This window comes from Erwinia sp. S43, from assembly GCF_016624745.1.
Classification (GTDB): Bacteria; Pseudomonadota; Gammaproteobacteria; order Enterobacterales; family Enterobacteriaceae; genus Erwinia; species Erwinia coffeiphila.
On record NZ_JACVTX010000028.1, the window covers coordinates 1 to 21,824 of the forward strand.

The window sequence follows — 21,824 nt, forward strand, 5'->3', positions numbered from 1 at the left end:
CTTTAAAAAAAAACCCCCCCCCAAAACCCCCCCCGCGCCCCCCCGGCGGGCGCCCTCTTCTGGCATATCCTTATGCGACCATTTTTATTTGATCAATTCCGCAGAAACGTATGCGCCGTTTTCAACGCGTGCGCTGGTGATTTTGTAGCCTGCACCCGCCTGCTGAGCCTGAGCGGCGATTTTCGCTTCAGCGCCGTCAAGGGTAGAGGAGGTGGCAGTAATGCTCTGAGCAAAGCTACCGAATGACATCAGTGACAGAGCAGCAACGGCAGCAACAGACAGTGTTTTGATAGTTTTCATGGTCGTATTCCTTCATTTGTATGGTGAGGAGGTTGTTTGCCTCCGATGAATAGATAGTAACTCTAGTTACTATAAGTTGATTAACAATAAGTGCGGTAACCATGATCGTGCTAACTTTTCGATAAACAGATGATATGGGTCAGTCCTTGTTCAGTCAGTGAAAAAGGAGGAGTGGCTGTCGTCAGGAAAGGGTCAGGCGATGGACATGTCAGAAGGTCAGCGTGATACCGGGCGGCAGGCATCAAGCATCAGGCATCAGGCATCAGGCATCAGGCATCAGGCGTCAGGCCGCAGTACTAAGGGATAATCACGCCGGGCTGGAAGGATTTAGCCCGGCGATAAGACTTATTGCAGGTTTTGGTACAGATCCCAGCGGTTGCCGTAGAGATCCTCAAACACCACCACGGTGCCGTACTCTTCCTGCCGGGGTTCTTCGCAGAAGTGGACGCCGGCCGCTTTCATTGCGTGGTAATCACGCCAGAAATCGTCCGTTTGCAGGAACAGGAATACCCGCCCGCCGCACTGGTTGCCGATAAAAGATTCCTGCCGGTCGTTAGAGGCGCGCGCCAGCAACAGATTACAGTCGCTCTCCGGGTTTGGCGTAACCACCACCCAGCGTTTGCCCGGCTGCGGCGTGTCTTCAACCAGCGTGAAGCCGAGCTTGTTGGTGTAGTAATCAATCGCCCGATCGTAGTCGTCGACCACGATGGCGACGTATCCCATGCATCTTTTTTGCGTTCTCAAAACCTTATCCTTTCGTTTTATGAGCCAGCCAGGTCTTTGAATATAACCCCAAGACGAAAAAAACCGACGGATGAGGTCGGTTTTTTGTGAGTATTAAGAGAGTGAGGCTCAGAACGGAACAACGCTATCCACTGTTGGCATCAGGATAAGGTTTCTGTTCAGCTTAAATTCAAAAGCCCGGCAATAAACTCCGCCGCAAGCTGCGCACCGCGTGCCGAGATGGTATGCCCGGTCCCCGGCTCAAAGTCGCTGCGGGCGCTGACGCCCAGATCGCGCAGCGTCTCCGCCGCCACTTCGCTTTCCGCCACCGGGATCACGCCGTCGGCCATACCGTGGATCAGCAGCACCGGAGTATTCAGTGCAGGAGTCAACGGCTGCGGTGAGGCCAGGCGGCCGGAAAAGGCCACAATCCCGGCGACCGGCCAGCGGCCGGACACCAGCGTATCCAGCGCCATAATCGACCCCTGCGAGAAGCCGACCAGCACCACCTTGTCGAGCTTATCGGTCATCTGATGCTGTTCAAGGATCGCCGTCAGCTCGCGGTCAAATGCCTCCCGCGCTGCGGCCACGCGCGCCGGGCGGTTAGCTGGCGTAATACCGGCCAGGCTGAACCACTGATAGCCCGCGCCGTGCTCAAAATGGAACGGCGCGTCAGGGCTGGCGAAACTCACGCCCGGCAGGCTCGGTGCCCAGTGGCGACCCAGCCCGGCCAGATCGTTGCCGTTGCTGCCCACGCCGTGCAGTAAAATAACCAGACCTGTCATGACATTTCTCCTGATGCAGATTACAAACCGTACGCGGTCATATCGGGACCGGCAGGCACAATTCCGTTCGGGTTCAGGCTCTTAATCGAGTAATAGCCCTGCTTAATATGGTCGATACTCACCGTTTCGCGAACGCCCGGCAGCGCCAGCATGCCCAGCAGGAAGCCGTTTAGCGCCGGGTAATCACGCAGCTGCCGCTGATTGCACTTAAAGATGCCGTGATAGGCAACGTCAAAGCGGATCAGGGTCACGAACAGGCGGATATCGGCCTCGGTCAGCGACTCGCCAAACAGCCACGGGCCGCGCTGGCTCAGGCGCATCTCCAGCGTATCCAGCATGCCGAAAACATCGTTAAAGGCTTCGCGGTAGCTGACCTCGGTCGTGGCAAACCCGGCGCGGTACACGCCGTTGTTCAGCCGGGGATAGATTTCCGCGTTCAGGGCGTCGATCTCGTCCCGCAGCGCCAGCGGACAGAGGTCGATGCTGTCGCTGGCCAGGCTGCCGAAACCGCTGTTAAACATCCGCAGAATGTCGGCGGATTCGTTGCTGACGATGGTAGCGGTTTTTTTATCCCACAGCACCGGCACCGTTGCACGGCCGGTAAAGCTGTCGTCGGCGCGAGTATAGAGCTGATGCAGATACTCGGCGTGATTCAGCGTATCACGGTCGGAACCGGGATAGTCGCCGAAGCGCCAGCCTTCATCGGTCAGCTTCGGCTCCACCACCGAGACGCTGACCACATCCTGCAGGCCTTTCAGGCTGCGGGCGATCAGCGTGCGTGATGCCCACGGACAGATCAGCGCCACGTACAGGTGATAGCGATCCGCTTCGGCGGCAAACCCGCCGTCACCGGTGGGGCCGGGTGCGCCATCGGGCGTCACCCAGTGGCGGAAGCTTGAGATCTGGCGAACGAAGCCGCCTTTCTCATCGGTGGCCTGCACCGGGTGCCAGTCCGCCGTCCATTTACCGTTTACCAGCATAGTAACTTCCTTAACGCAGACGTGAATCAGGCAGGGAGGCTTTCAGCGCGTACTTGCCGTCACCGATCAGCGCCAGTACCACCAGGCTGATGGCCCAGAATACCGGATATTCCCAGCCGCCGTTCGGGTTAGTGAACCAGAAGCCCGCCGGACCGTGTACGGTGAAAATCGCACCCAGCAGCACCGGGATCAGCACAATTGCAGCGATGCGTGGACGGTAGCCGACAATCAGCGCCACCGCACCGAGAATTTCCCAGACGATAGTCACGTAGGCCAGGCCGCCGGGCAGACCCAGCGAGGCGAAGAATTTTGCGGTGCCTGCGGGCGTAAAGACAAACAGTTTCAGACCGGCGTGGGCCAGGAACAGGATGCCGAGAGAAAGACGCAGAATGAGCGCGGCCCAGGGAGCGGTGCGGGTATCAGTCATGTTATTTACCTTATTCAGTATGCCATCGGGGGTTGATGGAACGTACTTTACACTGATTCCCTGTGGCTGATTATCCCGCCAGAAACGCAAACATTACTTCCATTTTGGAAGTAATCACCAGCCGCGATCCCATTCCGGCTCACCGGCGTAGTGGCTGACCAGGAAGTCGATCAGCGCCCGGACTTTGTGCGCCAGATGGCGCGCCGGGGGATACACCGCGTACAGGCCAAGCGGCGAGATTTCGCTGTGGCGCAACAGGGGGCGGATGGTGCCCGCGCGCAATGCCGGACCGGCAATAAAGGTCGGCAGCCGGGCAATGCCCAGCCCGCTCAGCGCGGCGGTCAGGCTGGCTTCGGCATTGGAAAAGTGCAGGCGGCCGCGCACCGGCAGGGTAACCGCTTCGCCGTCTACGCTGAACGGCCAGTTGAAGGGATCGCGAAAATTGGTGTCGATAATGCAGTTGTGATCGGCCAGCTGCTGATAGCGGGTCGGCGTGCCGTGCGCGCTCAGGTACTCATCGCTGGCGGCAATCACCACCCGCATATCGCTGAGGTGGCGGGCGATCAGGCGGCTGTCGCTCAGCCTGCCGATGCGGATCGCCACGTCAAAGCCTTCATCCACTATGTTGACCAGCCGATCGGAGAAGTTAACGTCCAGCTCGATTTCCGGGTATTCGCGGGCAAAGGCGATCAGCACCGGGGCCAGCTGGCTGGCACCAAAGGTAATTGGCGCGCTGAGTTTGATGCGCCCGGTCGGTTTCCCCGCCGCATGGCGCACCGAGGCATCCAGCGCGTCCCACTCTTCCAGCAGGTTTTTAATGCGGTCGAAGTAGGCCAGCCCGACTTCGGTCGGCGACAGAGCGCGGGTGCTGCGCTTGAGCAGCTGTACGCCCAGCTCGCTTTCCAGCCTGGCGACCAGCTTGGATGCCTGCCCGCTGCTGGTGCCCAGCCGCGCGGCCGCCGCAGCAAAGCTGCCCAGTTCCATTACCGCTACAAACATCCGATCGCAGTCCAGACGTTCCACATGCTTTTCCTGATTCCGAGGGGCAGATATGCCTGCGGGAGGATTTTCCGGGCCGCAGGCGCTGGCGTTATTAAAGCAGCCTTTGCGGCCGTTGTGCATCCAGGAATCTGCATTTCGCCGTCCGGCCGCCGCATCGGTGGATTATTTACGATACAAAGGCACTGACTGACGCCTGATGACCGGCCTGATGCACTAAGCTTCAGGGTTCTGTTGGTCAACTGAGCCTGTCTTATGTTTTATCACCGTGTTGAAAGGATGATCGATACCTTCAGGGAAGCCCGGGGCACCACGCCGCCCGACAGCGTGTGGCCCTTCTATCTGTTCTATCTTCGCCAGGTGTGGCCGGTCTTTGCGCTGCTGTTGGTGATTGGCCTGATTGCGTCTTTGATCGAAGTTTCGCTGTTTCGCTATCTCAGCCGGATTATCGATCTGGTGAACAGTACCCCGGCCGCCAGCTTCTTTCAGGATCACTACGGCGAACTGCTGTGGATGGCTGCGGTGGCAATGCTGTTTCGTCCGCTGTTTATCGGCCTGCACGATCTGCTGGTGCATCAGACCATTAACCCCGGCATGACCAATATGATCCGCTGGCAGCATCATAACTACGTGCTGCGCCAGAGCCTGAACTTTTTCCAGAACGACTTTGCCGGGCGCATCGCCCAGCGAATTATGCAGACCGGCAGTGCGCTGCGCGATTCTGCGGTGCAGATGGTCGACGCGCTGTGGCACGTGGTGATCTACGCGGTGACCACGCTGGTGCTGTTTGCCGAAGCCGACTGGCGGCTGACCATTCCGCTGATTCTGTGGATTATCGGTTACGTGCTTTGCCTGAAGTATTTTGTGCCGAGGATCAAAGCGCGTTCGGTGGCGTCATCGGATTCACGCTCGCGGCTGATGGGCTTTATTGTGGATGGCTACACCAATATCGCCACTCTCAAGCTGTTTGCCCACGGCGATCTGGAACGCAGCTATGCGCGGGAAGCGCTGGACGATCAGACGCAGAAAACCCGCAGCCAGGGGCGAATGGTGACCGGGATGGATGTGGTGGTCACCACGCTCAACGGCCTGCTGATCGTCAGCACCACCGGGCTGTCGCTGTGGCTGTGGGGCCAGTCGCTGATCAGCGTCGGCGCGATCGCGCTCGCTACCGGGCTGGTGATCCGCATCGTGAATATGTCCGGCTGGATCATGTGGGTGGTGAACGGCATCTTCGAAAACATCGGCATGGTGCAGGACGGCTTGAAAACCATCTCCCAGCCGCTGAGCGTGAGTGATAAACCCGATGCGGCGGCGCTGGATGTCAGCCGTGGCGAAATCCAGTTTGACGGCATTACCTTTAACTACGGTGGTGAGCGGCGGGTGATTGACGGCCTGCAGCTGGACATTCGTCCCGGCGAGAAAATTGGCCTGATTGGCCCGTCGGGTGCCGGGAAGTCGACGCTGGTTAACCTGCTGCTGCGGCTCTACGACCTCAACGGCGGGCGGATTCTGATCGACGGCCAGAACATTGCCGACGTCAGCCAGGAGAGCCTGCGCGCGCAGATTGGGATGATCACTCAGGATACCTCGCTGCTGCACCGTTCAATCCGCGAAAACCTGCTGTATGGCCGCCCTGGTGCCAGCGAAGAGGAGATGCTGCAAGCGATCCATCGGGCGAAGGCCGATGAGTTTATTCCGCTGCTGTCGGATCTCCAGGGCCGCACCGGACTGGATGCACACGTCGGCGAACGCGGCGTGAAGCTTTCCGGCGGTCAGCGCCAGCGTATCGCCATCGCCCGTGTGCTGCTGAAGGATGCGCCGATTTTGATTATGGATGAGGCCACCTCGGCGCTGGATTCCGAAGTGGAAGCGGCGATTCAGGAAAGCCTGGAAGGGCTGATGGGCGGCAAAACGGTGATCGCCATCGCCCACCGCCTGTCGACCATTGCCCGCATGGACCGGCTGGTGGTGCTGGAACAGGGGCGGATTGTCGAGATCGGCAGCCATGCCGAACTGCTGGCGAAGGACGGCCTGTATGCGCGGCTGTGGCGGCATCAGACCGGCGGCTTCGTCGGTGAACAGTAGCGCTATCCGGCGTTAAGCCGGTACGGCAGCGCGTCGCGGGCTTCCTCAGCCCAGGCGCGCACGCCGTCGCGCTCCTGCTGCAGAAAATCCGCCACGGCGTCATGCAGGCCGCCGTGGCGCAGCAGGTGCCAGGATTCCGTCAGTACCGGTTCAAAACCGCGTATCAGCTTGTGCTCCCCCTGCGCCCCGGCGTCAAAGCGCTGTAGTCCGTTATCGATCGCATATTCCATCCCCTGATAGAAACAGGTTTCAAAGTGCAGGTGGTTGAACTCCGCCAGGCAGCCCCAGTAGCGGCCGTAGAAAGTGCTGCCGTCGACCAGGCTTAGCGCCATAGCCACCGGCTGGCTATGCTGGCTGGCGATGGTGATGCGCAGCGCTTCCGGCATGTACTCTGCCAGCAGACTGAAGAACGTGCGGGTGAGATAGGGCTGGCGGCCGCGAACGAAGTAGGTGTTGGCGTAGCAGGTGTAAACAAAGTCCCACTGCGCTTCGCTCAGTTCGTGCCCCTGATACCAGCAAAATTCAATGTCCTGCTGGCGTACGCCTTCGCGCTCTTTGCGCAGCTGTTTACGCTTGCGCGAGGTCAGCGCGTCGAGAAAATCCTGGAAGTCGCGGTAGCCGCGATTGTGCCAGTGATACTGGCAGCCGAGGCGCGGCAGCCAGCGGCCGTCCTCCGCCAGCCGATCGCCGAGCGCAGCATCGTTAAAGTTGATATGGCCGCTGTAAAAACCATGGGTGGCGAGAAATTCCGGCAGCGCCTGTAGCAGCCGCTCGGCTGCCTCTGCTTCGCCCAGCAGCCGCGCGCCGCCCACCGGGCTGAACGGCACCGCCGACAGCCACTTTGGATAGTAGGGAATGCCCGCCCGCTGGCTGGCATTCGCCCAGGCGTGATCGAAGACGTATTCGCCCATGGAGTGTCGTTTGCCGTAGCCCGGCATTGCCGCCAGTACGCGGTCACCCTCGCGCCACAGCACATGCTGCGGCTGCCAGCCGCTGCGCCCGCCAACCGAGCCGCTCTCTTCCAGCGCGCTGAGGAAAGCGTGGCGCATAAAGGGCTGGTCGTTGGGGGCCAGGGCATCCCACTGACTGGCCGGGATATCGGCCAGCTGCGTCAGAAGGCTTAACGACATCGATAGACTCCACGATAAAGAAAAACCTTACGTTGAACGCTTTCGCGACGGAGATCAACGCCTTCCGCCCGGGTGGCACACGCGGATAAATGCAGCAGGATACGGATTGGGGTAATACGCATTCTCATTATCATTTGCCTTTGCTATTCTTGCTGCCCTTATGTGCGGCACGCGCGCACGGCTTTCGGTTAACAAGGTGGATCTATGGCTGCTCAGAGTTATCGCTTATTCAATGTCGTACTGGCGCGCAAGCAGGTACTGTCTCCTTCGATGCTGTGCTGCGTGTTTAGCGGTGAGGAAGTGCGCCAGATGAAGATGGATGCGCCGGACCAGCGCATCAAGCTGCTGCTGCCACCGCCAAGCGGCAAACACTTTGAGCCGGTCGATAACGGCCTGACGTGGTGGGAGAACATGGGCAAGCTGGCGGTGGAAGATCGCCCGATCATGCGCACCTATACCATTCGCCACGTTAACGCCGACGCCGAGGTGCCGGAGATGGAAGTGGAATTCGTGATGCACGGCACCGAAGGCCCGGCATCGGCCTGGGCGCTGAACGCGCAGCCGGGCGACGCGATGCAAATCGCCGCGCCGAACCGCGAATACGGTCAGGACAGCGGCGGCTACGAATGGAATCCGCACGAGCAGGTGAAGCAGGGGCTGGTGGTGGCGGATGAAACCGCGCTACCGGCGGCGAAGGCGATTCTTGAGCAGCTCTCCCGCTGGCAGAACCCGCCGCAGCTACAGGTGTTCCTGGAAGTACCCGAGCGTGGCGACTGCGTCGATCTCAGCCAGTACGCCTTTGCCGATATTCACTGGCTGCCGCGTGACGCCAGCGGAGCCAGCTACGGTGAGGCATTGCTGAGCGCGGTGCGTGAGCACGTGCGCCTGCCGGACAGTGCGCTGGCGCGAGAAGATCTGCGCGAAGAGGCCGAAGGGCAGCTGGTATGGGACCGCGCCGACCACGACGACGCGCGCTTCCACGGCTGGGTGGCGGCTGAATCGAGCGCGGTGAAGCACCTGCGCCGCTACCTGATCGGCGAGCGCGGCCTGGCTCAGGACTGCATCAGCTTTATGGCCTACTGGAGCCGTGGCCCGCGCCGCAAAGGCTGATTGCCGGGTCAGTTCTCCATCAGTACCGGGCAGGCTTCTTTCAGCGTGTTATAGAACCAGGTCTTGGCGGTGATGTCGCCGATCTCGGTATGGCCGTAGAGATAAACCTCCAGATTCGGCAGCTGGAACGGCAGTTCGACAATGCGCCCGTTGCCGCGCGCGGCATAGATTTTCGCCGCGCTTAGCGGAATGGTCACCAGCAGCTCGCTGCTGGCGATAATCTCGCCCAGCGCGGTAAAGTGCGGCACCTCCAGCGCGATGCGCCGCTCAAAGCCATACTCCTTAATCTGCGCCTCCACCATATGATGCCCGCTGATGGTCGACACGATAATGTGCTGCTCGGCCAGATAGTCATGCAGCGTCAGCTCACCGCCGATGCGCGGATGCTGGCTATTCACCAGGCAGACGTAGCGCTCATCCATAATTCTGTCGCGCTGGGCAATCGGTGAAATGCTTTCGTTGCGGCTGCACAGCGTGGCATCCACTTTCCCGGTCAGTAGCCATTCATCAATGCGCATCATCTCGATCGGCAGCACTTCCAGCTGCACATTCGGTGCCAGCTCTCGCAGATGTTTAACCAGCCTTGGCAGCAGCAGCTGTTCGCCGAGGTCGGAGAGTGCGAGGCTAAATTTGTGAAAAGATGTTTCCGGAGAGAAGCTGCGGGTATCCGCCACGGCGGTTTCAATCCCGCTGAGCGACTGCTTAAAAACCTTATACAGATGGCTGGCAACCGGCGTCGGTAGCATCCCTTTTCGGCTGCGTTTAAACAGCTCGTTATCCGTCGCAGACCGCAGCCGGGCTAGCGCATAGCTAGCAGAAGGCTGCGTGATGAACAGCCGATCGGCAGCACCGCTGACGCTGCGGGTTTCATAAATGGCGATGAAAACCCGAACCAGATTAAGATCCATCATAGGGTTATATAGTTCCTGTCTATATCAGCAGATTCAAATTATCTATTTGAGCTATTTTAAACTTGCTAATAACATCCTTTCTACTTTTTATTGATATGTTCCGTTAATTTTTGCATATCACCTGTTTCATTATATAAATCAAAAAGATAATTCCATCGTAAAAATGAATGGCAGAAGCAGATGCGGGTAATTCGCTGCCGTTGTGGAGTGTGTAGAAATGAAAAATGAAATCGTAGACGTCATCGTAGACTGGATTGATGAACATCTGGAAGAAGGGCTGAATATCGAAGCCGTGGCGGCCAAATCAGGCTACTCCAAGTGGCATTTACAGCGGGCGTTCAAAGAGAAAAAAGGCATTACGCTGGCGAGTTTTATCCGCAGCCGCCGCCTGGATCAGGCCGCACAGTGCCTGATTAATTCCACCAAAAGCATTATGACTATTTCGATGGATCTGGGTTTCTCCTCCCAGCAGTGCTTCCAGCGGGTGTTTAAAAAGCACTTCAACGTCACTCCGCGCGACTACCGCGTGCAGTACCGCCAGTATCACTAACGCCTTTCGCCACCCGGTGGCCGGCTGCCTTCGCTGCGGGATGACCTTCCCGCAACGTAAAGTCGTTTAAATTGTTCCGAATCCGGTCCTCCGCGCCTGCTAAAGTTCATCGACCATCAGTTATACTGTGCGCCGTGTTGAACTCTGAACTGGATGCTATGGAACGTTTCGTTGAAAATCTGATTTACACCTCACGTTGGCTGTTGGCTCCAATCTACCTTGGGCTGTCGCTGGGATTGCTGGCGCTGGGCATTAAGTTTTTCCAGGAAGTCTTCCACCTGCTGCCGCACGTGATCGAGATGACCGAAAACGACATGGTGCTGATGCTGCTGTCGATGATCGACATGACCCTGGTCGGCGGGCTGCTGGTGATGGTGATGCTCTCCGGCTATGAAAACTTCGTTTCCAAGCTGGATCTGGATGAGCACCGCGAAAAGCTGAGCTGGCTGGGTAAAATGGACTCCGGCTCGCTGAAGAACAAAGTGGCGGCGTCGATTGTGGCTATCTCCTCAATCCACCTGCTGCGGATCTTTATGGACGCGCGCAACGTACCCGACAACAAGCTGCTGTGGTACGTGATTATTCACCTGACCTTCGTGCTGTCCGCCTTTGTGATGGGCTACCTCGACAGCATGTCGCGCAAAGATAAAGACAAAACCTTAATCTGATTTTCTCAGACTCTCGCCGGTAGCACTGCGCTACCGGCGGAACTCATCCACGCTTATCGCGTACTTCTTCAGTTTGTTATACAGCCCGGCGCGCGACAGCCCCATCTGCTGTGCGGCCTGCCGCAGATTGCCGTTGAGCGAATTCAGCGTGGCAATAATATGCACCCGCTCATTTTCATCCAGCCGCACGGCGTGGGTGGTGGTGCCCCGTGAAACCGCCAACTCCGGCTGTGAGCGGCCCGCCTGGATCACCTCTTCCGGTAGATCGACGGCGTCAATATGCAGCCCGTTATGGGTATTGATCACCCGCTCGACGATGTTTTCCAGCTCGCGCACGTTGCCCGGCCACGGATACTGGCACAGCGCCTCAATCGCCCGTGGCGTAAACTGCACGTTCACTTTTTTCAGCTGGGTGCAGACCTTTTCCCGGAACCATTCGGTGAGTGCCGGAATATCGCTGCTTCGCTCGCGCAGTGCCGGAATGGGGATCGAGATGACGTTCAGCCGGTAGTACAGGTCACGGCGAAACGCGCCGGTTTCCACCGCCTTCAGCAGATTACAGTTTGTCGCGGCGATAATCCGCACGTTCACCTTCACCGCCTGCGACGCGCCGATGCGCACCACTTCACTCTCCTGCAATACGCGCAGCAGGCTGGTTTGCGCCTCCAGCGGCATATCGCCAATCTCATCAAGGAACAACGTGCCGCCGTCGGCCAGCTCAAATTTCCCCGCCGCGCCGCCGCGCCGCGATCCGGTAAAGGCACCGTCGGCGTAGCCAAACAGTTCGCTCTGTACCAGATCGCGCGGCAGCGCTCCACAGTTCACGGCGATAAACGCTTCGCCGCTGCGCAGGCTTTCATTGTGGATCGCCTGGGCAAACAGCTCTTTGCCGGTGCCGCTCTCGCCGGTCAGCAGCACCGTACTGTCACTGCGGCAGCAGCTGCGCGCTTTTTCCATCGCCGCCATCAGCGTGGGTGCGCTGCCGCACAGCATGTCGAAGGTATAGCTGGCGTTAACGCCCATCACCCGGCGAGTAATGGCGCGAATACGCTGGTTTTCCCGCAGGGCGATAATCTTGCCGCCGGTCGGCGCGAGCATCACCGACACCAGGCAGGAGACGTGCTGATTTTCTGACGGTACAAACACCACTTCGCGGTCGTTGCAGAAGGTCATGGTCGCCAGCCGCGCGTTTTGCGGATTCAGCACCGCATCCACCTGATGGCCGGTGCGGGCGAAGCCGTGGAAGATCTGCCGCGCGTAGCGGTTGATGGTTTTGATCGTCCCGCTGCGATCCAGCACGATCACCCCTTCATTCAATGTTTCCAGGATCGACTTCTGCTCCGCCAGCAGGGCGCGCAGGATCAGCTGCTGGCCCACCGCTTCCGCCGCCGCCTGCACGGTGCCGAGGGTGTGATAGTGGAAGTTATCCTGGGTAGCGGTCAGCGTCAGTACGCCAATCATCCGCCCTTCGGCATCGCGGATTGGCGCGGCGGCACAGGGATAGTGGCGGCTGCGCAGAGCAAACTTCCAGTTTTCACCGCTGAGCAGATAGACCACCCGCTGCTGCTTCAGGCAGCGCGCGGTGCAGTTGGTCCCCATCTCGGATTCACGCAGGATGCTGCCCACCGGGGTGATATCCAGCCCGCAGTAGGAGAGGGTGATGCCGTTGGCGTCGGTGAGATTGATATGGCCGTCGGGATTATAGGCCAGCAGATTTTCCATAATCCCTCTCGCCACCTCAATCAGCACGGCGTTATCCGCCAGAATCTGCTTCACCTCATCCTGCGGTGGGAAGGTGTAGGCAAAAAAAGCCGGATCGATACCGGCATCGCGGCTGTATTTCCACGAGTTCAGAATGTCGGGGCGCACGAAATCCGGCTCTTTACCGGCATCAAAATCACGGCGTGCCTGCTCAAGCAGCGCATCCCAGCGCCGGGCTTCCTGGCTGTTTTCCGGCAGGCTCAGCTTACCGTCGCACTCTGCGCCAATGGCTGCCCTCAGAACGGGTTGATGATTCATGCTCTTCCCTCCGCTTATCGAGTGTCCATTTTATCGACATGTTAAGTTGACATGTTTTTTTTATGTCCATTTTGTGATCGCAGCGGGCAGAGAAAAGCGCGCCGTCAGGGGATTGTCAGGCTGGCATAGCCTTTGCTTATGACAAAGACACAACGAATGTCTGCCAGTAACCTGAAGGGGAACAAGATGTCTGCAACAAAAAAAATTATACGCGTAGGTCTGATTGGCGCGGGACGGATGGGGAGCTTCCACGCGACCTCTCTGGCTCAGCGTGTACCGGGTGCAGTACTGGCGGCGGTGGCCGATCCGGTCCCGGGCGCGGCCCAGCGCCTGGCGGAGAAACTCGGCGTTGAGCACTTCTACAGCGAACCGCAGGCGATGCTCGACAGCCCGGATATTGACGCGGTCGTCATCGTTTCCCCGGCGCGTACTCATGCTGAACTGGTGGTCGCCGCCGCGCGCGCCGGTAAGCACGTCTTCTGCGAAAAACCGATGGCCGTAACCCTCGAAGAAGCCGATCGCGCCATTGCCGCCGCCCGCGAGGCCGGTGTGGTGTTGCAGGTGGGCTTCAACCGCCGCTTTGCCAGCGGATTTGCCGCCGCGCTGGCGGAAATCAAGGCCGGTAAAATCGGTACGCCACAGCTGCTGCGCTCGCTGACCCGCGACCCGGCCCCGCTGCGCGATCCTACGCCAATCCCACCGTGGACGATTTATCTGGAAACGCTGATCCACGATTTCGACACCCTGCTGCACTGCAACCCGGGCGCGAAGCCGGTGGAAGTCTATGCCATTGCCGACGCGCTGGTGCGCCCGGACTTCAAGGACAAAGGCCTGCTGGATACCTCCGTGGTCACCATCCGCTTTGATAACGGCGCGATCGCCATTGCCGAAGCTAACTTCCAGGCGGTGTACGGCTATGACGTGCGCGGCGAAGTGTTCGGCAGCAACGGCATGCTGCAAATCGGCAATATCAACGTCAACAACGCGGTGCGCTACACGGCGGAAGGTATCTCGATTGATACGTCGCGCCAGGACACCGATCTGCTGGCCGACGCCTACATTGCTGAACTCACTGAGTTTGTACGCTGCGCTGCCACCGGCGAAACCCCGCGTGCCACCGGTGAAGATGCGCGGAACGCGCTGGCGATTGCGCTGGCCTGTATCGCCTCCGTACAGCAAAACCTCCCGGTTAAATTATAAGGATCGTCACCATGTCCGATTACAGCCTGTCCGTCAGTGCCGAAATGGTTTTCCTCGATCTGCCGTTTATTGAACGCGTGCAGCGTATTCACCAGCTGGGTTTCGGCGTGGAGATCTGGCACTGGGAAAATAAAGATATCGATGCGCTGGCGGCCACCGGTGCACGTTTCACCTCGATGACCGGTTATCTGACCGGCAACCTGACCGACGATGCGGAAATTGAAAACCTGCTGAGCAGCGCCGCCGAGTCGCTGGCGGTGGCCGAGCGGCTGAACTGCCCGTCGCTGAATCTGCACGGCACTGGGCTGGATAACAAGGGCCTGCCGGTCAAGCCGGTGGATATCGTCACCGGTGAGATGTGGGTGAAAGCGGTGAGAACGCTGGAGAAGCTGGCGGCGCTGGGCGAGAAAGCCGGGCGGGTGTTCACCCTGGAAAACCTTAATACCGCCGTCGATCATCCGCGTACGCCGTTCGCCAAAGCGGCGGATACCCTGGCGCTGGTGGAAGCGGTCAACAGCCCGTATTTGAAGATGAATCTGGACCTCTACCACGCGCAGATCGGCGAGGGCAACCTGATTGAGCTGGTACAGCGCAGCGGTAATGCGATCGGTGAAATTCAGGTGGCGGATGTACCGGGCCGCTGCGAGCCGGGCACCGGAGAGATCAACTATCGCGCGGTGGCGAAAGCGCTGCGCGCCATGAATTACCGGGGGGTAATTGCGCTGGAAGGCTGGGCGTCAGGGGACACTGAAACAGCTCTGGCAAGCTTTAAAGCGCACTTTGAGTAATGCAGTACCGATGCGGCCAGCCCTGGCCGCAATTTTTTTTCCAAGAAGTAAGACGTTCACCCGATGTTTTGTAGTTAAAAAATAATAACTTACCTATACCTACAGGAATCATGCTATGAACACGAAAAAAATCGCACTGCTCGTTTGCGCTATGGCGCTGGCTCCGGCTTCCCAGGCGAAAGACCTGCGCATTGGCGTTGCGCTGGCTAACTTCGATCTTAACTTTGTCTCCATTCTGCGTACCCAGATGGCTAATGAGATGAAGAAAGAGAACATTCAGGGGCAGTTTGAAGATGCCAAGGGCGATGTGGCGGTCCAGGTTCAGCAGGTTGAGAACTTTATTAATCAGGGCGTTGACGCGATTATTCTGAACCCGGTGGATACTCAGGGCGTTAAACGCATGATGGATGCGGCCACAAAAGCCAATATCCCGCTGATCTTTGTTAACCGTAAGCCGGAAGTTGAGCTGACCGGCAAGATGGCCTACGTGGGCTCCGACTCGCTGCTGGGCGGCCAGATGGAGATGGAAGCGCTGGCGAAAAAGATGAATTACAAAGGTAACGTCGCCATTCTGATGGGGGCGCTGTCGGCGGAGGAAGCCCGTCAGCGTACCAAAGCGACGGAAGAAGTGATCGCCAAATATAAAGATATGAAAGTGATCGAGAAGCAGTCCGCCCAGTGGATGCGTAACGAAGCGGTGGATGTGACCTCCGGCTGGCTGCTCTCCGGCGATAAGATTGATGCGATTGCCGCCAACAACGATGAGATGGCTATCGGCGCGATTATGGCCCTCGGCCAGAGTGGTAAAAAAGATATTCTGGTCGCCGGCATCGACGGCACCCCGGATGCCCTGCAGTTTATTAAAAACGGCAAGCTGGCGTTAACCGTGTTCCAGGATGCGGCAGGCCAGGGTGTTGGCGCGGTGACCATGGCGAAGCAGGTGATTGACGGTACTAATAAAGACAAATTTATGTGGATTCCGTATCAGGTGATCACCAAAGAAAACTACGAAGAGTTCACCAAAAAGAACGTGAAGTAACCTTCCCGCCGGGTCCTGAATCAACAGGACCCGCTATTGTCTGTTTCCGTCTGAGTAATCCCACATTTAGTGATGAAAAAAGTGTGACGCCTGTAGCAATTTGCCACGCTTGTGAATACTATTTCGCCACTGAGATCCGCCGTCCTGGCGCTCAACGATAACCTCCCTGTTTCCTGCTGAGAATGTTGGATATGTACGATGATTAGTCGCCGCCGCCTGCTGCTTGGCTCCGGCGCGTTTGTCCTTGCCATGAGCACCGATAACCTGTTCGCACGTCAGGACTTTTTTCCTCTGTGGCCGGACGATCCGCCGGGCGGTGGAGGCCCTAAAGGGGCGCTGCGCATCTCGCCTAACGGTTCGTGGTCGAATATCGTCAGCCCCGGCATCCAGCGTTTTCAGCCGGAAGTGCCGAATGGAAAAGCTGTGCTGATTGCTGCCGGTGGGGGATATCGCTGGATCGGCATGGGGCGCGAAGGCTGGCCGGTGGCGCGCTGGCTGACGTCGAAGGGCTTTACTGCCTATGTACTCAGCTATCGTCTTCCCGGTGAACACTGGCAGGACGGTAACCTCGTTTCGTTGCAGGATGCTCAGCGGGCGATCCGTCTGGTGCGCTCAATGGAGCGCAGCGTACATCTGCTCGGGTTCTCCGCCGGAGGACATCTGTTCGGCATGGCCGCCGCCCGGCCCGAATACGATTCCTATCAGCCGCAGGATGCGCTGGACGAACTGGTGCCGAAGGTCGACAGCGTGGGGCTGATTTATCCGGTGATCACTCTCGAAGCGCCTTACACTCATACCAATACCCACCTGTCGCTGGTGGGCAATCATCCTTCTCCCGCCGAAGAGGCCAGCTGGTCGGTACAAAACTACGTGACCCGCGCCTATCCGCCGCTGTTTATGGCGCAGGCGGAAGACGACACCACCTCTAACCCGGAAAACAGCGTGATCATGCACGATACCTGCCGCCGGATGGGCGTTTCGGTACAGATGATCCGCATTTCCAAGGGCGGCCACGGCTTTGGTCTGGGTAAGGTGGGCACCCCGGCCGCAATCTGGGATGAAGCCTACGCGGTGTGGCTGGCGGCACGCGGGTGATTTTTGCTTTGGAAAAACCTGAGTAATAAAAAAGGGGGCGATTGCAATAATCGCCCCCTTTAATGAGAAGTAAAATTAGCGCTGCAGGAAGGCCAACAGATCCTGGTTCAGCTGGTCCTGATGCGTGACCGCGAAGCCGTGTGGGGCATTGTCATACACTTTCAGCGTTGAGCCTTTAATCATCTCCGCCGCCAGTTTACCGGTGGCTTCAAACGGTACGATCTGGTCGTTACTGCCGTGGATAACCAGCGTTGGCACGTCAATCTTCGCCATATCGCCGCGGAAATCGGTTTCCGAGAAGGCGGTCACACAGTCAATGGTCCCTTTCAGCGAAGCCAGCAGGGCGATATTCAGCGTCTGGGTCAGTACGCCTTCAGACACGGTTTGGCCTGCGTTGGTGCCGAAGAACGGCGTGCTGAAGTCGCTGATAAACTGAGCGCGGTCTTTACGCAGGCCGTCGCGGATACCGGCGAACACCGACTGCTCAACCCCTTCCGGGTGATCTGCCGCCTGGCCGAAGATTGGCGTAACGGCACCGAGCAGTACCAGGGCGTTGATGCGCTCGCTGCCGTAGCGGCCGATGTAGCGGGACACGTCGCCGCCGCCCATCGAGAAGCCCACCAGGGTCACGTCGGTCAGGTCAAGGTGCTGGATCAGGTCGTTGATGTCGGAAGCGAACGTATCGTAGTTGTAGCCTTCCCACGGCTGCTCTGAACGGCCAAAACCACGGCGGTCAAAAGCAATCACGCGGTAGCCGCGCTCGGCGAGGAAATTCATCTGGCTGTCCCACATGTCGGCATCCAGCGGCCAGCCGTGGCTGAACAGTACCGGCTTACCTGTACCCCAGTCTTTGTAATAGATTTGAGTGCCGTCTTGCGTATTGAATGTGCTCATGGTTATTTCCTCGAATCGTTAATTAGGTTAATTACGTCTTGTTGGAATTAATCTTAGATGCCTTGTCGAATGATAGATAACGCAGAGATTTTGATAACTTGTTAGAAAATTCTTATCAACTTATCTTGATGATATGTATAGGTAATCTCTTCTATATAATGGCTAAAAACCTGTCAAAAAAAACTTAACGAGTTGCTAAATTCTTTCCGCTATCCGCTTTTTATCTCCTGCCGTAATCTTATTTCCAGCAGCACAACATCACTCACAAAATTGAAAAACTAAACATTAAGAGGAATTGAAAATGTCTAAATTCGACCTGCTGGACCCACAGAACTCCACCCTGATTTTCATCGACCATCAGCCGCAGATGTCCTTCGGTGTTGCCAACATCGATCGCCAGCAGCTTAAAAATAACACCGTCGCTTTAGCCAAAGCGGGCAAGATTTTTAACGTGCCGACCATCTACACCTCCGTTGAGACCGAAAGCTTCAGCGGCTACATCTGGCCTGAACTGTTAGCGGTTCACCCTGAATCCACGCCGATTGAGCGTACCTCAATGAACTCCTGGGAAGATGAAGCTTTCGTGAAGGCGGTGAAAGCCACCGGCCGCAAAAAGCTGATTATCTCCGCCCTGTGGACCGAAGTGTGCCTGACCTTCCCGGCGCTGATGGCACTGAAAGAAGGCTTCGAAGTCTACGTGGTGACCGACACCTCCGGCGGCACCAGCGTGGATGCCCACGAGCGCTCCATCGACCGTATGGTGCAGGCCGGTGCGGTGCCGGTGACCTGGCAGCAGGTGCTGCTGGAGTACCAGCGCGACTGGTCACGTAAAGAGACCTACGACGCGGTGATGGACCTGGTACGCGAGCACAGCGGTGCCTACGGCATGGGCGTGGATTACGCCTACACCCTGGTTCACAAAGCCCCGGCCCGCAAGGCCTGATCCATTAACCCGATGCCGGAGCCGACCTGAAGGCGGCTCCGGCAGGAGAGAATCATGCGTAATGCCCTTATTCCTGCTTTAACGTCCCGCGTGCCGTTCCCGGCCGTTCGCTGGCTGGCGCTGTTAGCCCTCTGTTCCGCCTATATTCAGGGCGGCCTGGTCAAGCTGCTGGACTTCCCCGGCGCGATAGCCGAGATGCAGCATTTTGGTCTGTCACCGGCGGCACCGATGGCCGCTGCGGTGATTGTACTGGAACTGGGGGCATCACTGATGATCCTGAGCGGCCGCCTGCGCTGGCTGGGCGCACTGGCCCTGGCCCTGTTTACCGTTGCCGCGACCTTTATGGCTAACGCGTTCTGGCAGGTGCCGGTAGCGGAGCGCGGCATGGTCATGAACGGATTTTTTGAACATCTCGGACTGGCGGGTGCGCTGGTTTACGTCGCCTGCAATGATTTGAGGAACAGCAAATGACCACCAGTACGCAATCAGGGGCCTTCGCTCCGCTGAAACAGGGGCTGTTCGCCGCCATCTGGGCGGCAACCATCCTCGGCAATACCGGGAGCTTTATGCGCGATGTCGCCAGCTCCTGGCTGGTGACCGGGCTGTCTTCCAACCCGGCGGCCGTTGCCCTGATGCAGACCGCCGCGACCTTGCCGATCTTCCTGCTGGCGATCCCTGCCGGGGTGCTGTCGGATATCCTGGACCGCCGTCGCCTGCTGATTTTCGTGCAGCTGCTGCTGGCCAGCGTCAGCGGAACGCTGCTGATTTTGTCGCATAACAATATGCTGACCGTGGAATATCTGGTGGCGTTAACCTTTATCGGCGGGATTGGCGCCGCGCTGATGGGGCCAGCCTGGCAGGCAATTGTGCCGGAGCTGGTGCCGCGTCCGCAGCTGAAAAACGCCGTAGCGCTCAACTCGCTGGGGATCAACATTGCCCGTGCGGTTGGTCCGGCTGCCGGTGGTCTGCTGCTGGCGGCGCTGGGTGCCTGGGCGGCCTACGGTGCCGACGTGATGAGCTACGTGTTTGTTATTGCCGCGCTGATCTGGTGGAAGCGTCCGCATAAGGCACAGAACGAGCTGTCCGAACATTTCCTCGGCGCGTTCCGGGCGGGGATTCGATACGTGAAGGCCAGCCGCGAACTGCACCGCGTATTGTTACGGGCGGCTATCTACTTCTTCTTTGCCAGCGCAATCTGGGCGATGCTGCCGCTGGTGGCGCGTAACCTGCTGCAGGGCAGCGCCGGATTCTACGGCATTATGCTCGGCGCGGTGGGTACTGGTGCTATCGTCGGCGCGCTGATTATGCCTGCGCTGCGCCAGCGGATGAACGTTGACGGACTGATGCTGTTTTCCGCCGTGCTCTCTGCGCTGGTGATGGTGGTGATTGCTCTGCTGCCGGTGAAAGCGCTGGCGCTGCCGCTGATGATCCTGCTGGGTATCAGCTGGATCACCGCGCTGACCTCGCTGAACGGCGTGGCGCAGGCGGTACTGCCGGACTGGGTACGAGGCCGTGGACTGGCGGTCTACCTGATGATTTTCAACGGGGCGATGGCAGCGGGCAGCCTGGTCTGGGGCCTGGTGGGCCAGCAGATTGGCCTGGTGCCGACGCTGATTGTTGCCGCGCTGCTGCTGCTGATTTCCGCACTGCTCTGTCTGCGCCTGAAACTTCCAGCGGGTGAAGCGGATCTGCAACCTTCCGGGCACTGGGATGCACCCGAGCTGAGTGGTGAAGTGACTACCGATCGCGGCCCGGTGATGATTCAGATTGAGTACCAGGTCGCGGTGGAAGATCGTCCGGCGTTCCTGGCGGAAATTAAGAAGCTGTCGCTGACGCGCCGCCGTGACGGAGCCTATGCCTGGGGGATTGCGGAACACAGCCACGATAGCGGCACGCTGATGGAGTGGTTCCTGGTGGAGTCCTGGCACGAGCATCTGCGCCAGCACCAGCGGGTATCGAATGCCGATGCCGATTTACAGAGCAGCGTGACCCGCTTCCATCAGGGGGAGGATAAACCGAAGGTGCATCACTTTATTTCGCTTCACTGATGGGGTCGGCGGCAGGGTTAAGATGGGACTGGCGGATACGCAGCTCGCCATATCGCCACGGACCCTGCTCGTCAGCCGGAGAACCCAGTAGCCGGTTGAGCGCTTCGGCAATTTGCAGGTCGGAGCGCTGCGCCCAGGTGGTCAGATTCCAGGTGGTGGTTCGCGCTTCTTCCACGTCATCAAAGCCGACAATGCCGATGTGCAGGTCGGCATCATAATCCCGAATCGCCTGCATTGCCCCGAAAGCCAGCACGTCGTTCTCGCAAAACAGCGCATCAATCCGCGACTCAGCAGGCGTTACCCGTAAGTAATCACTCATGGCGCGATACGCGATTTCGCGGTCGTAGTGGTTACATTTCAACAGGATATCCAGCTTTTTCCCCGCCGCCTGTAGCACCGACTGATAGCCTTCCATACGCAGTAAATGGGTGGTTTCCGTGTTGCGGCCTTCCATATAACCAAAGCGTTGATAGCCCTGATCCAGCAGCAGCTGCCCCATCTCCCCGCCTGCTGCGAAACCGTCAATATTGACGACTTCCACATCAGCCGTATCGGTATTGCGACAGACGTGAACCGACGGCACCTGATGCACGCTTTCGGCGGTGAGGATCAGTTCATCGCTGAGGATGGTGGCGAGAAACAGCAGGCCATCCACCTGCAGCTGTCCGGCCATTTCCAGCACCGAACGATAGTTCTCCTGCGAATCGGTGTTCAGCAGCAGCATCATATAGCCGCGTTCGTTCAGCTGGTGGCTGACTTCACTGAGCATTTTGAGGGTATGCGGGTTGTTAAATTCATCGGTGACCACGCCGATAATATTGGTTTTACGCTGCTTCAGTCCTCTGGCCAGCAGGTTGGGGCGGAATCCCAGTCGGTTAGCGGCTTCCAGTACCTGTTCCCGCACTTTCGGTGAGATAGATGCGCCGTTTTTGAAGGCGCGCAGAACCGTCCATTTTGATACGCCCACCAGTTCGGCAACGTCGCTGGCGGTCGCTTTCTGCTGCTGCTTCTCTCTCACTTTGTTTTTCATCGTTTTATCTTCGTGGCCCTCAGATTACGAGCCACAGAATAAACAAATCCTCACCACGGAGACAGCACGCGCTGGTGATTGTGTTAGCTGCGTCGTT

At 58.4% G+C, this 21,824-nt stretch carries 22 protein-coding genes; 11 read left to right on the forward strand and 11 right to left on the reverse strand.

Going from position 1 to position 21,824, the window contains the following annotated elements; translation table 11 throughout:
* Window positions 1-84 precede the first annotated feature (84 nt).
* The 6 genes from IBT47_RS22565 to IBT47_RS22590 form a co-directional block, all read right to left on the reverse strand.
* Complete coding sequence (locus tag IBT47_RS22565) at window positions 85-300, reverse strand: YdgH/BhsA/McbA-like domain containing protein (RefSeq protein WP_105593585.1); 216 nt, start codon at window positions 298-300, stop codon at window positions 85-87.
* A 345-nt stretch (window positions 301-645) separates the two neighbouring features.
* Window positions 646-1,044 carry a VOC family protein gene (locus IBT47_RS22570; RefSeq protein ID WP_105593584.1) on the reverse strand — a complete coding sequence of 133 codons (399 nt, stop codon included), beginning with the start codon at window positions 1,042-1,044 and terminating at the stop codon, window positions 646-648.
* A 158-nt stretch (window positions 1,045-1,202) separates the two neighbouring features.
* Window positions 1,203-1,808 carry an alpha/beta hydrolase gene (locus tag IBT47_RS22575; protein ID WP_200563152.1) on the reverse strand — a complete coding sequence of 202 codons (606 nt, stop codon included), beginning with the start codon at window positions 1,806-1,808 and terminating at the stop codon, window positions 1,203-1,205.
* Window positions 1,809-1,828: 20 nt separating this feature from the next.
* Window positions 1,829-2,788, reverse strand: coding sequence for a glutathione S-transferase family protein (locus IBT47_RS22580; RefSeq protein WP_105593582.1), 960 nt, complete (start codon window positions 2,786-2,788; stop codon window positions 1,829-1,831).
* Between the two features lie 10 nt (window positions 2,789-2,798).
* A complete protein-coding gene (locus IBT47_RS22585; RefSeq protein ID WP_105593581.1) occupies window positions 2,799-3,215 on the reverse strand; it encodes a DoxX family protein in 417 nt (138 codons plus the stop codon).
* A gap of 114 nt (window positions 3,216-3,329) precedes the next feature.
* Window positions 3,330-4,238: a LysR family transcriptional regulator gene (locus tag IBT47_RS22590; protein WP_200563153.1), complete on the reverse strand. Its 909-nt coding sequence runs from the start codon at window positions 4,236-4,238 to the stop codon at window positions 3,330-3,332.
* A 231-nt stretch (window positions 4,239-4,469) separates the two neighbouring features.
* On the opposite strand from IBT47_RS22590, the gene IBT47_RS22595 reads away from it, so the two are divergent.
* Window positions 4,470-6,302 (forward strand): ABC transporter ATP-binding protein, encoded by a 1,833-nt coding sequence (locus IBT47_RS22595; protein ID WP_200563154.1) that lies wholly within the window; start codon window positions 4,470-4,472, stop codon window positions 6,300-6,302.
* A gap of 2 nt (window positions 6,303-6,304) precedes the next feature.
* Here IBT47_RS22595 and IBT47_RS22600 read toward each other — a convergent pair whose 3' ends face one another.
* Window positions 6,305-7,432 carry a GNAT family N-acetyltransferase gene (locus IBT47_RS22600; RefSeq protein WP_200563155.1) on the reverse strand — a complete coding sequence of 376 codons (1,128 nt, stop codon included), beginning with the start codon at window positions 7,430-7,432 and terminating at the stop codon, window positions 6,305-6,307.
* Between the two features lie 204 nt (window positions 7,433-7,636).
* Here IBT47_RS22600 and IBT47_RS22605 point away from each other — a divergent pair, with 204 nt between their 5' ends.
* A complete protein-coding gene (locus IBT47_RS22605; protein WP_200563156.1) occupies window positions 7,637-8,542 on the forward strand; it encodes a siderophore-interacting protein in 906 nt (301 codons plus the stop codon).
* A gap of 8 nt (window positions 8,543-8,550) precedes the next feature.
* Here IBT47_RS22605 and IBT47_RS22610 read toward each other — a convergent pair whose 3' ends face one another.
* Complete coding sequence (locus IBT47_RS22610; RefSeq protein WP_200563157.1) at window positions 8,551-9,453, reverse strand: LysR family transcriptional regulator; 903 nt, start codon at window positions 9,451-9,453, stop codon at window positions 8,551-8,553.
* Between the two features lie 217 nt (window positions 9,454-9,670).
* Here IBT47_RS22610 and IBT47_RS22615 point away from each other — a divergent pair, with 217 nt between their 5' ends.
* Together IBT47_RS22615 and IBT47_RS22620 are read left to right on the forward strand one after the other, a co-directional pair.
* Window positions 9,671-10,003 carry a helix-turn-helix domain-containing protein gene (locus tag IBT47_RS22615; protein ID WP_200563158.1) on the forward strand — a complete coding sequence of 111 codons (333 nt, stop codon included), beginning with the start codon at window positions 9,671-9,673 and terminating at the stop codon, window positions 10,001-10,003.
* Window positions 10,004-10,161: 158 nt separating this feature from the next.
* On the forward strand, window positions 10,162-10,671 hold the full coding sequence (locus IBT47_RS22620; protein WP_105593574.1) for a TIGR00645 family protein: 510 nt from the start codon (window positions 10,162-10,164) through the stop codon (window positions 10,669-10,671).
* Between the two features lie 30 nt (window positions 10,672-10,701).
* Here the strand turns inward: IBT47_RS22620 and IBT47_RS22625 are convergent, their stop codons facing one another.
* The gene (locus tag IBT47_RS22625) at window positions 10,702-12,690 is read right to left on the reverse strand and encodes a sigma-54-dependent Fis family transcriptional regulator (protein ID WP_200563159.1); all 1,989 of its coding nucleotides are present in this window, start codon (window positions 12,688-12,690) and stop codon (window positions 10,702-10,704) included.
* A gap of 186 nt (window positions 12,691-12,876) precedes the next feature.
* On the opposite strand from IBT47_RS22625, the gene IBT47_RS22630 reads away from it, so the two are divergent.
* The 4 genes from IBT47_RS22630 (at window position 12,877) to IBT47_RS22645 (ending at window position 16,812) form a co-directional block, all read left to right on the forward strand.
* On the forward strand, window positions 12,877-13,890 hold the full coding sequence (locus IBT47_RS22630) for a Gfo/Idh/MocA family oxidoreductase (RefSeq protein ID WP_200563160.1): 1,014 nt from the start codon (window positions 12,877-12,879) through the stop codon (window positions 13,888-13,890).
* A gap of 11 nt (window positions 13,891-13,901) precedes the next feature.
* Window positions 13,902-14,678 (forward strand): TIM barrel protein, encoded by a 777-nt coding sequence (locus IBT47_RS22635; protein ID WP_200547221.1) that lies wholly within the window; start codon window positions 13,902-13,904, stop codon window positions 14,676-14,678.
* A gap of 115 nt (window positions 14,679-14,793) precedes the next feature.
* Window positions 14,794-15,717, forward strand: a complete 924-nt coding sequence (locus IBT47_RS22640) for a substrate-binding domain-containing protein (protein ID WP_105593570.1) — start codon at window positions 14,794-14,796, stop codon at window positions 15,715-15,717.
* 198 nt (window positions 15,718-15,915) lie between these two features.
* Window positions 15,916-16,812, forward strand: a complete 897-nt coding sequence (locus tag IBT47_RS22645; RefSeq protein ID WP_105593569.1) for an alpha/beta hydrolase — start codon at window positions 15,916-15,918, stop codon at window positions 16,810-16,812.
* Between the two features lie 75 nt (window positions 16,813-16,887).
* Here IBT47_RS22645 and IBT47_RS22650 read toward each other — a convergent pair whose 3' ends face one another.
* On the reverse strand, window positions 16,888-17,706 hold the full coding sequence (locus IBT47_RS22650) for an alpha/beta fold hydrolase (protein WP_200563161.1): 819 nt from the start codon (window positions 17,704-17,706) through the stop codon (window positions 16,888-16,890).
* A gap of 301 nt (window positions 17,707-18,007) precedes the next feature.
* Between IBT47_RS22650 and IBT47_RS22655 the strand changes: the two genes are divergently transcribed.
* The 3 genes from IBT47_RS22655 to IBT47_RS22665 are packed head-to-tail and all read left to right on the forward strand — an operon-like array spanning window position 18,008 to window position 20,697.
* Entirely contained in the window at window positions 18,008-18,649 is a 642-nt protein-coding gene (locus tag IBT47_RS22655) for a hydrolase (protein ID WP_105593567.1), read from the forward strand.
* A gap of 54 nt (window positions 18,650-18,703) precedes the next feature.
* On the forward strand, window positions 18,704-19,120 hold the full coding sequence (locus IBT47_RS22660) for a DoxX family protein (RefSeq protein WP_105593566.1): 417 nt from the start codon (window positions 18,704-18,706) through the stop codon (window positions 19,118-19,120).
* On the forward strand, window positions 19,117-20,697 hold the full coding sequence (locus IBT47_RS22665) for an MFS transporter (RefSeq protein ID WP_200563163.1): 1,581 nt from the start codon (window positions 19,117-19,119) through the stop codon (window positions 20,695-20,697). The genes IBT47_RS22660 and IBT47_RS22665 overlap by 4 nt, the downstream gene beginning before the upstream one ends.
* Here the strand turns inward: IBT47_RS22665 and IBT47_RS22670 are convergent.
* Entirely contained in the window at window positions 20,681-21,727 is a 1,047-nt protein-coding gene (locus IBT47_RS22670) for a LacI family DNA-binding transcriptional regulator (protein ID WP_200563165.1), read from the reverse strand. The two genes, IBT47_RS22665 and IBT47_RS22670, sit on opposite strands and share 17 nt — an antisense overlap.
* Between the last annotated feature and the right edge of the window lie 97 nt (window positions 21,728-21,824).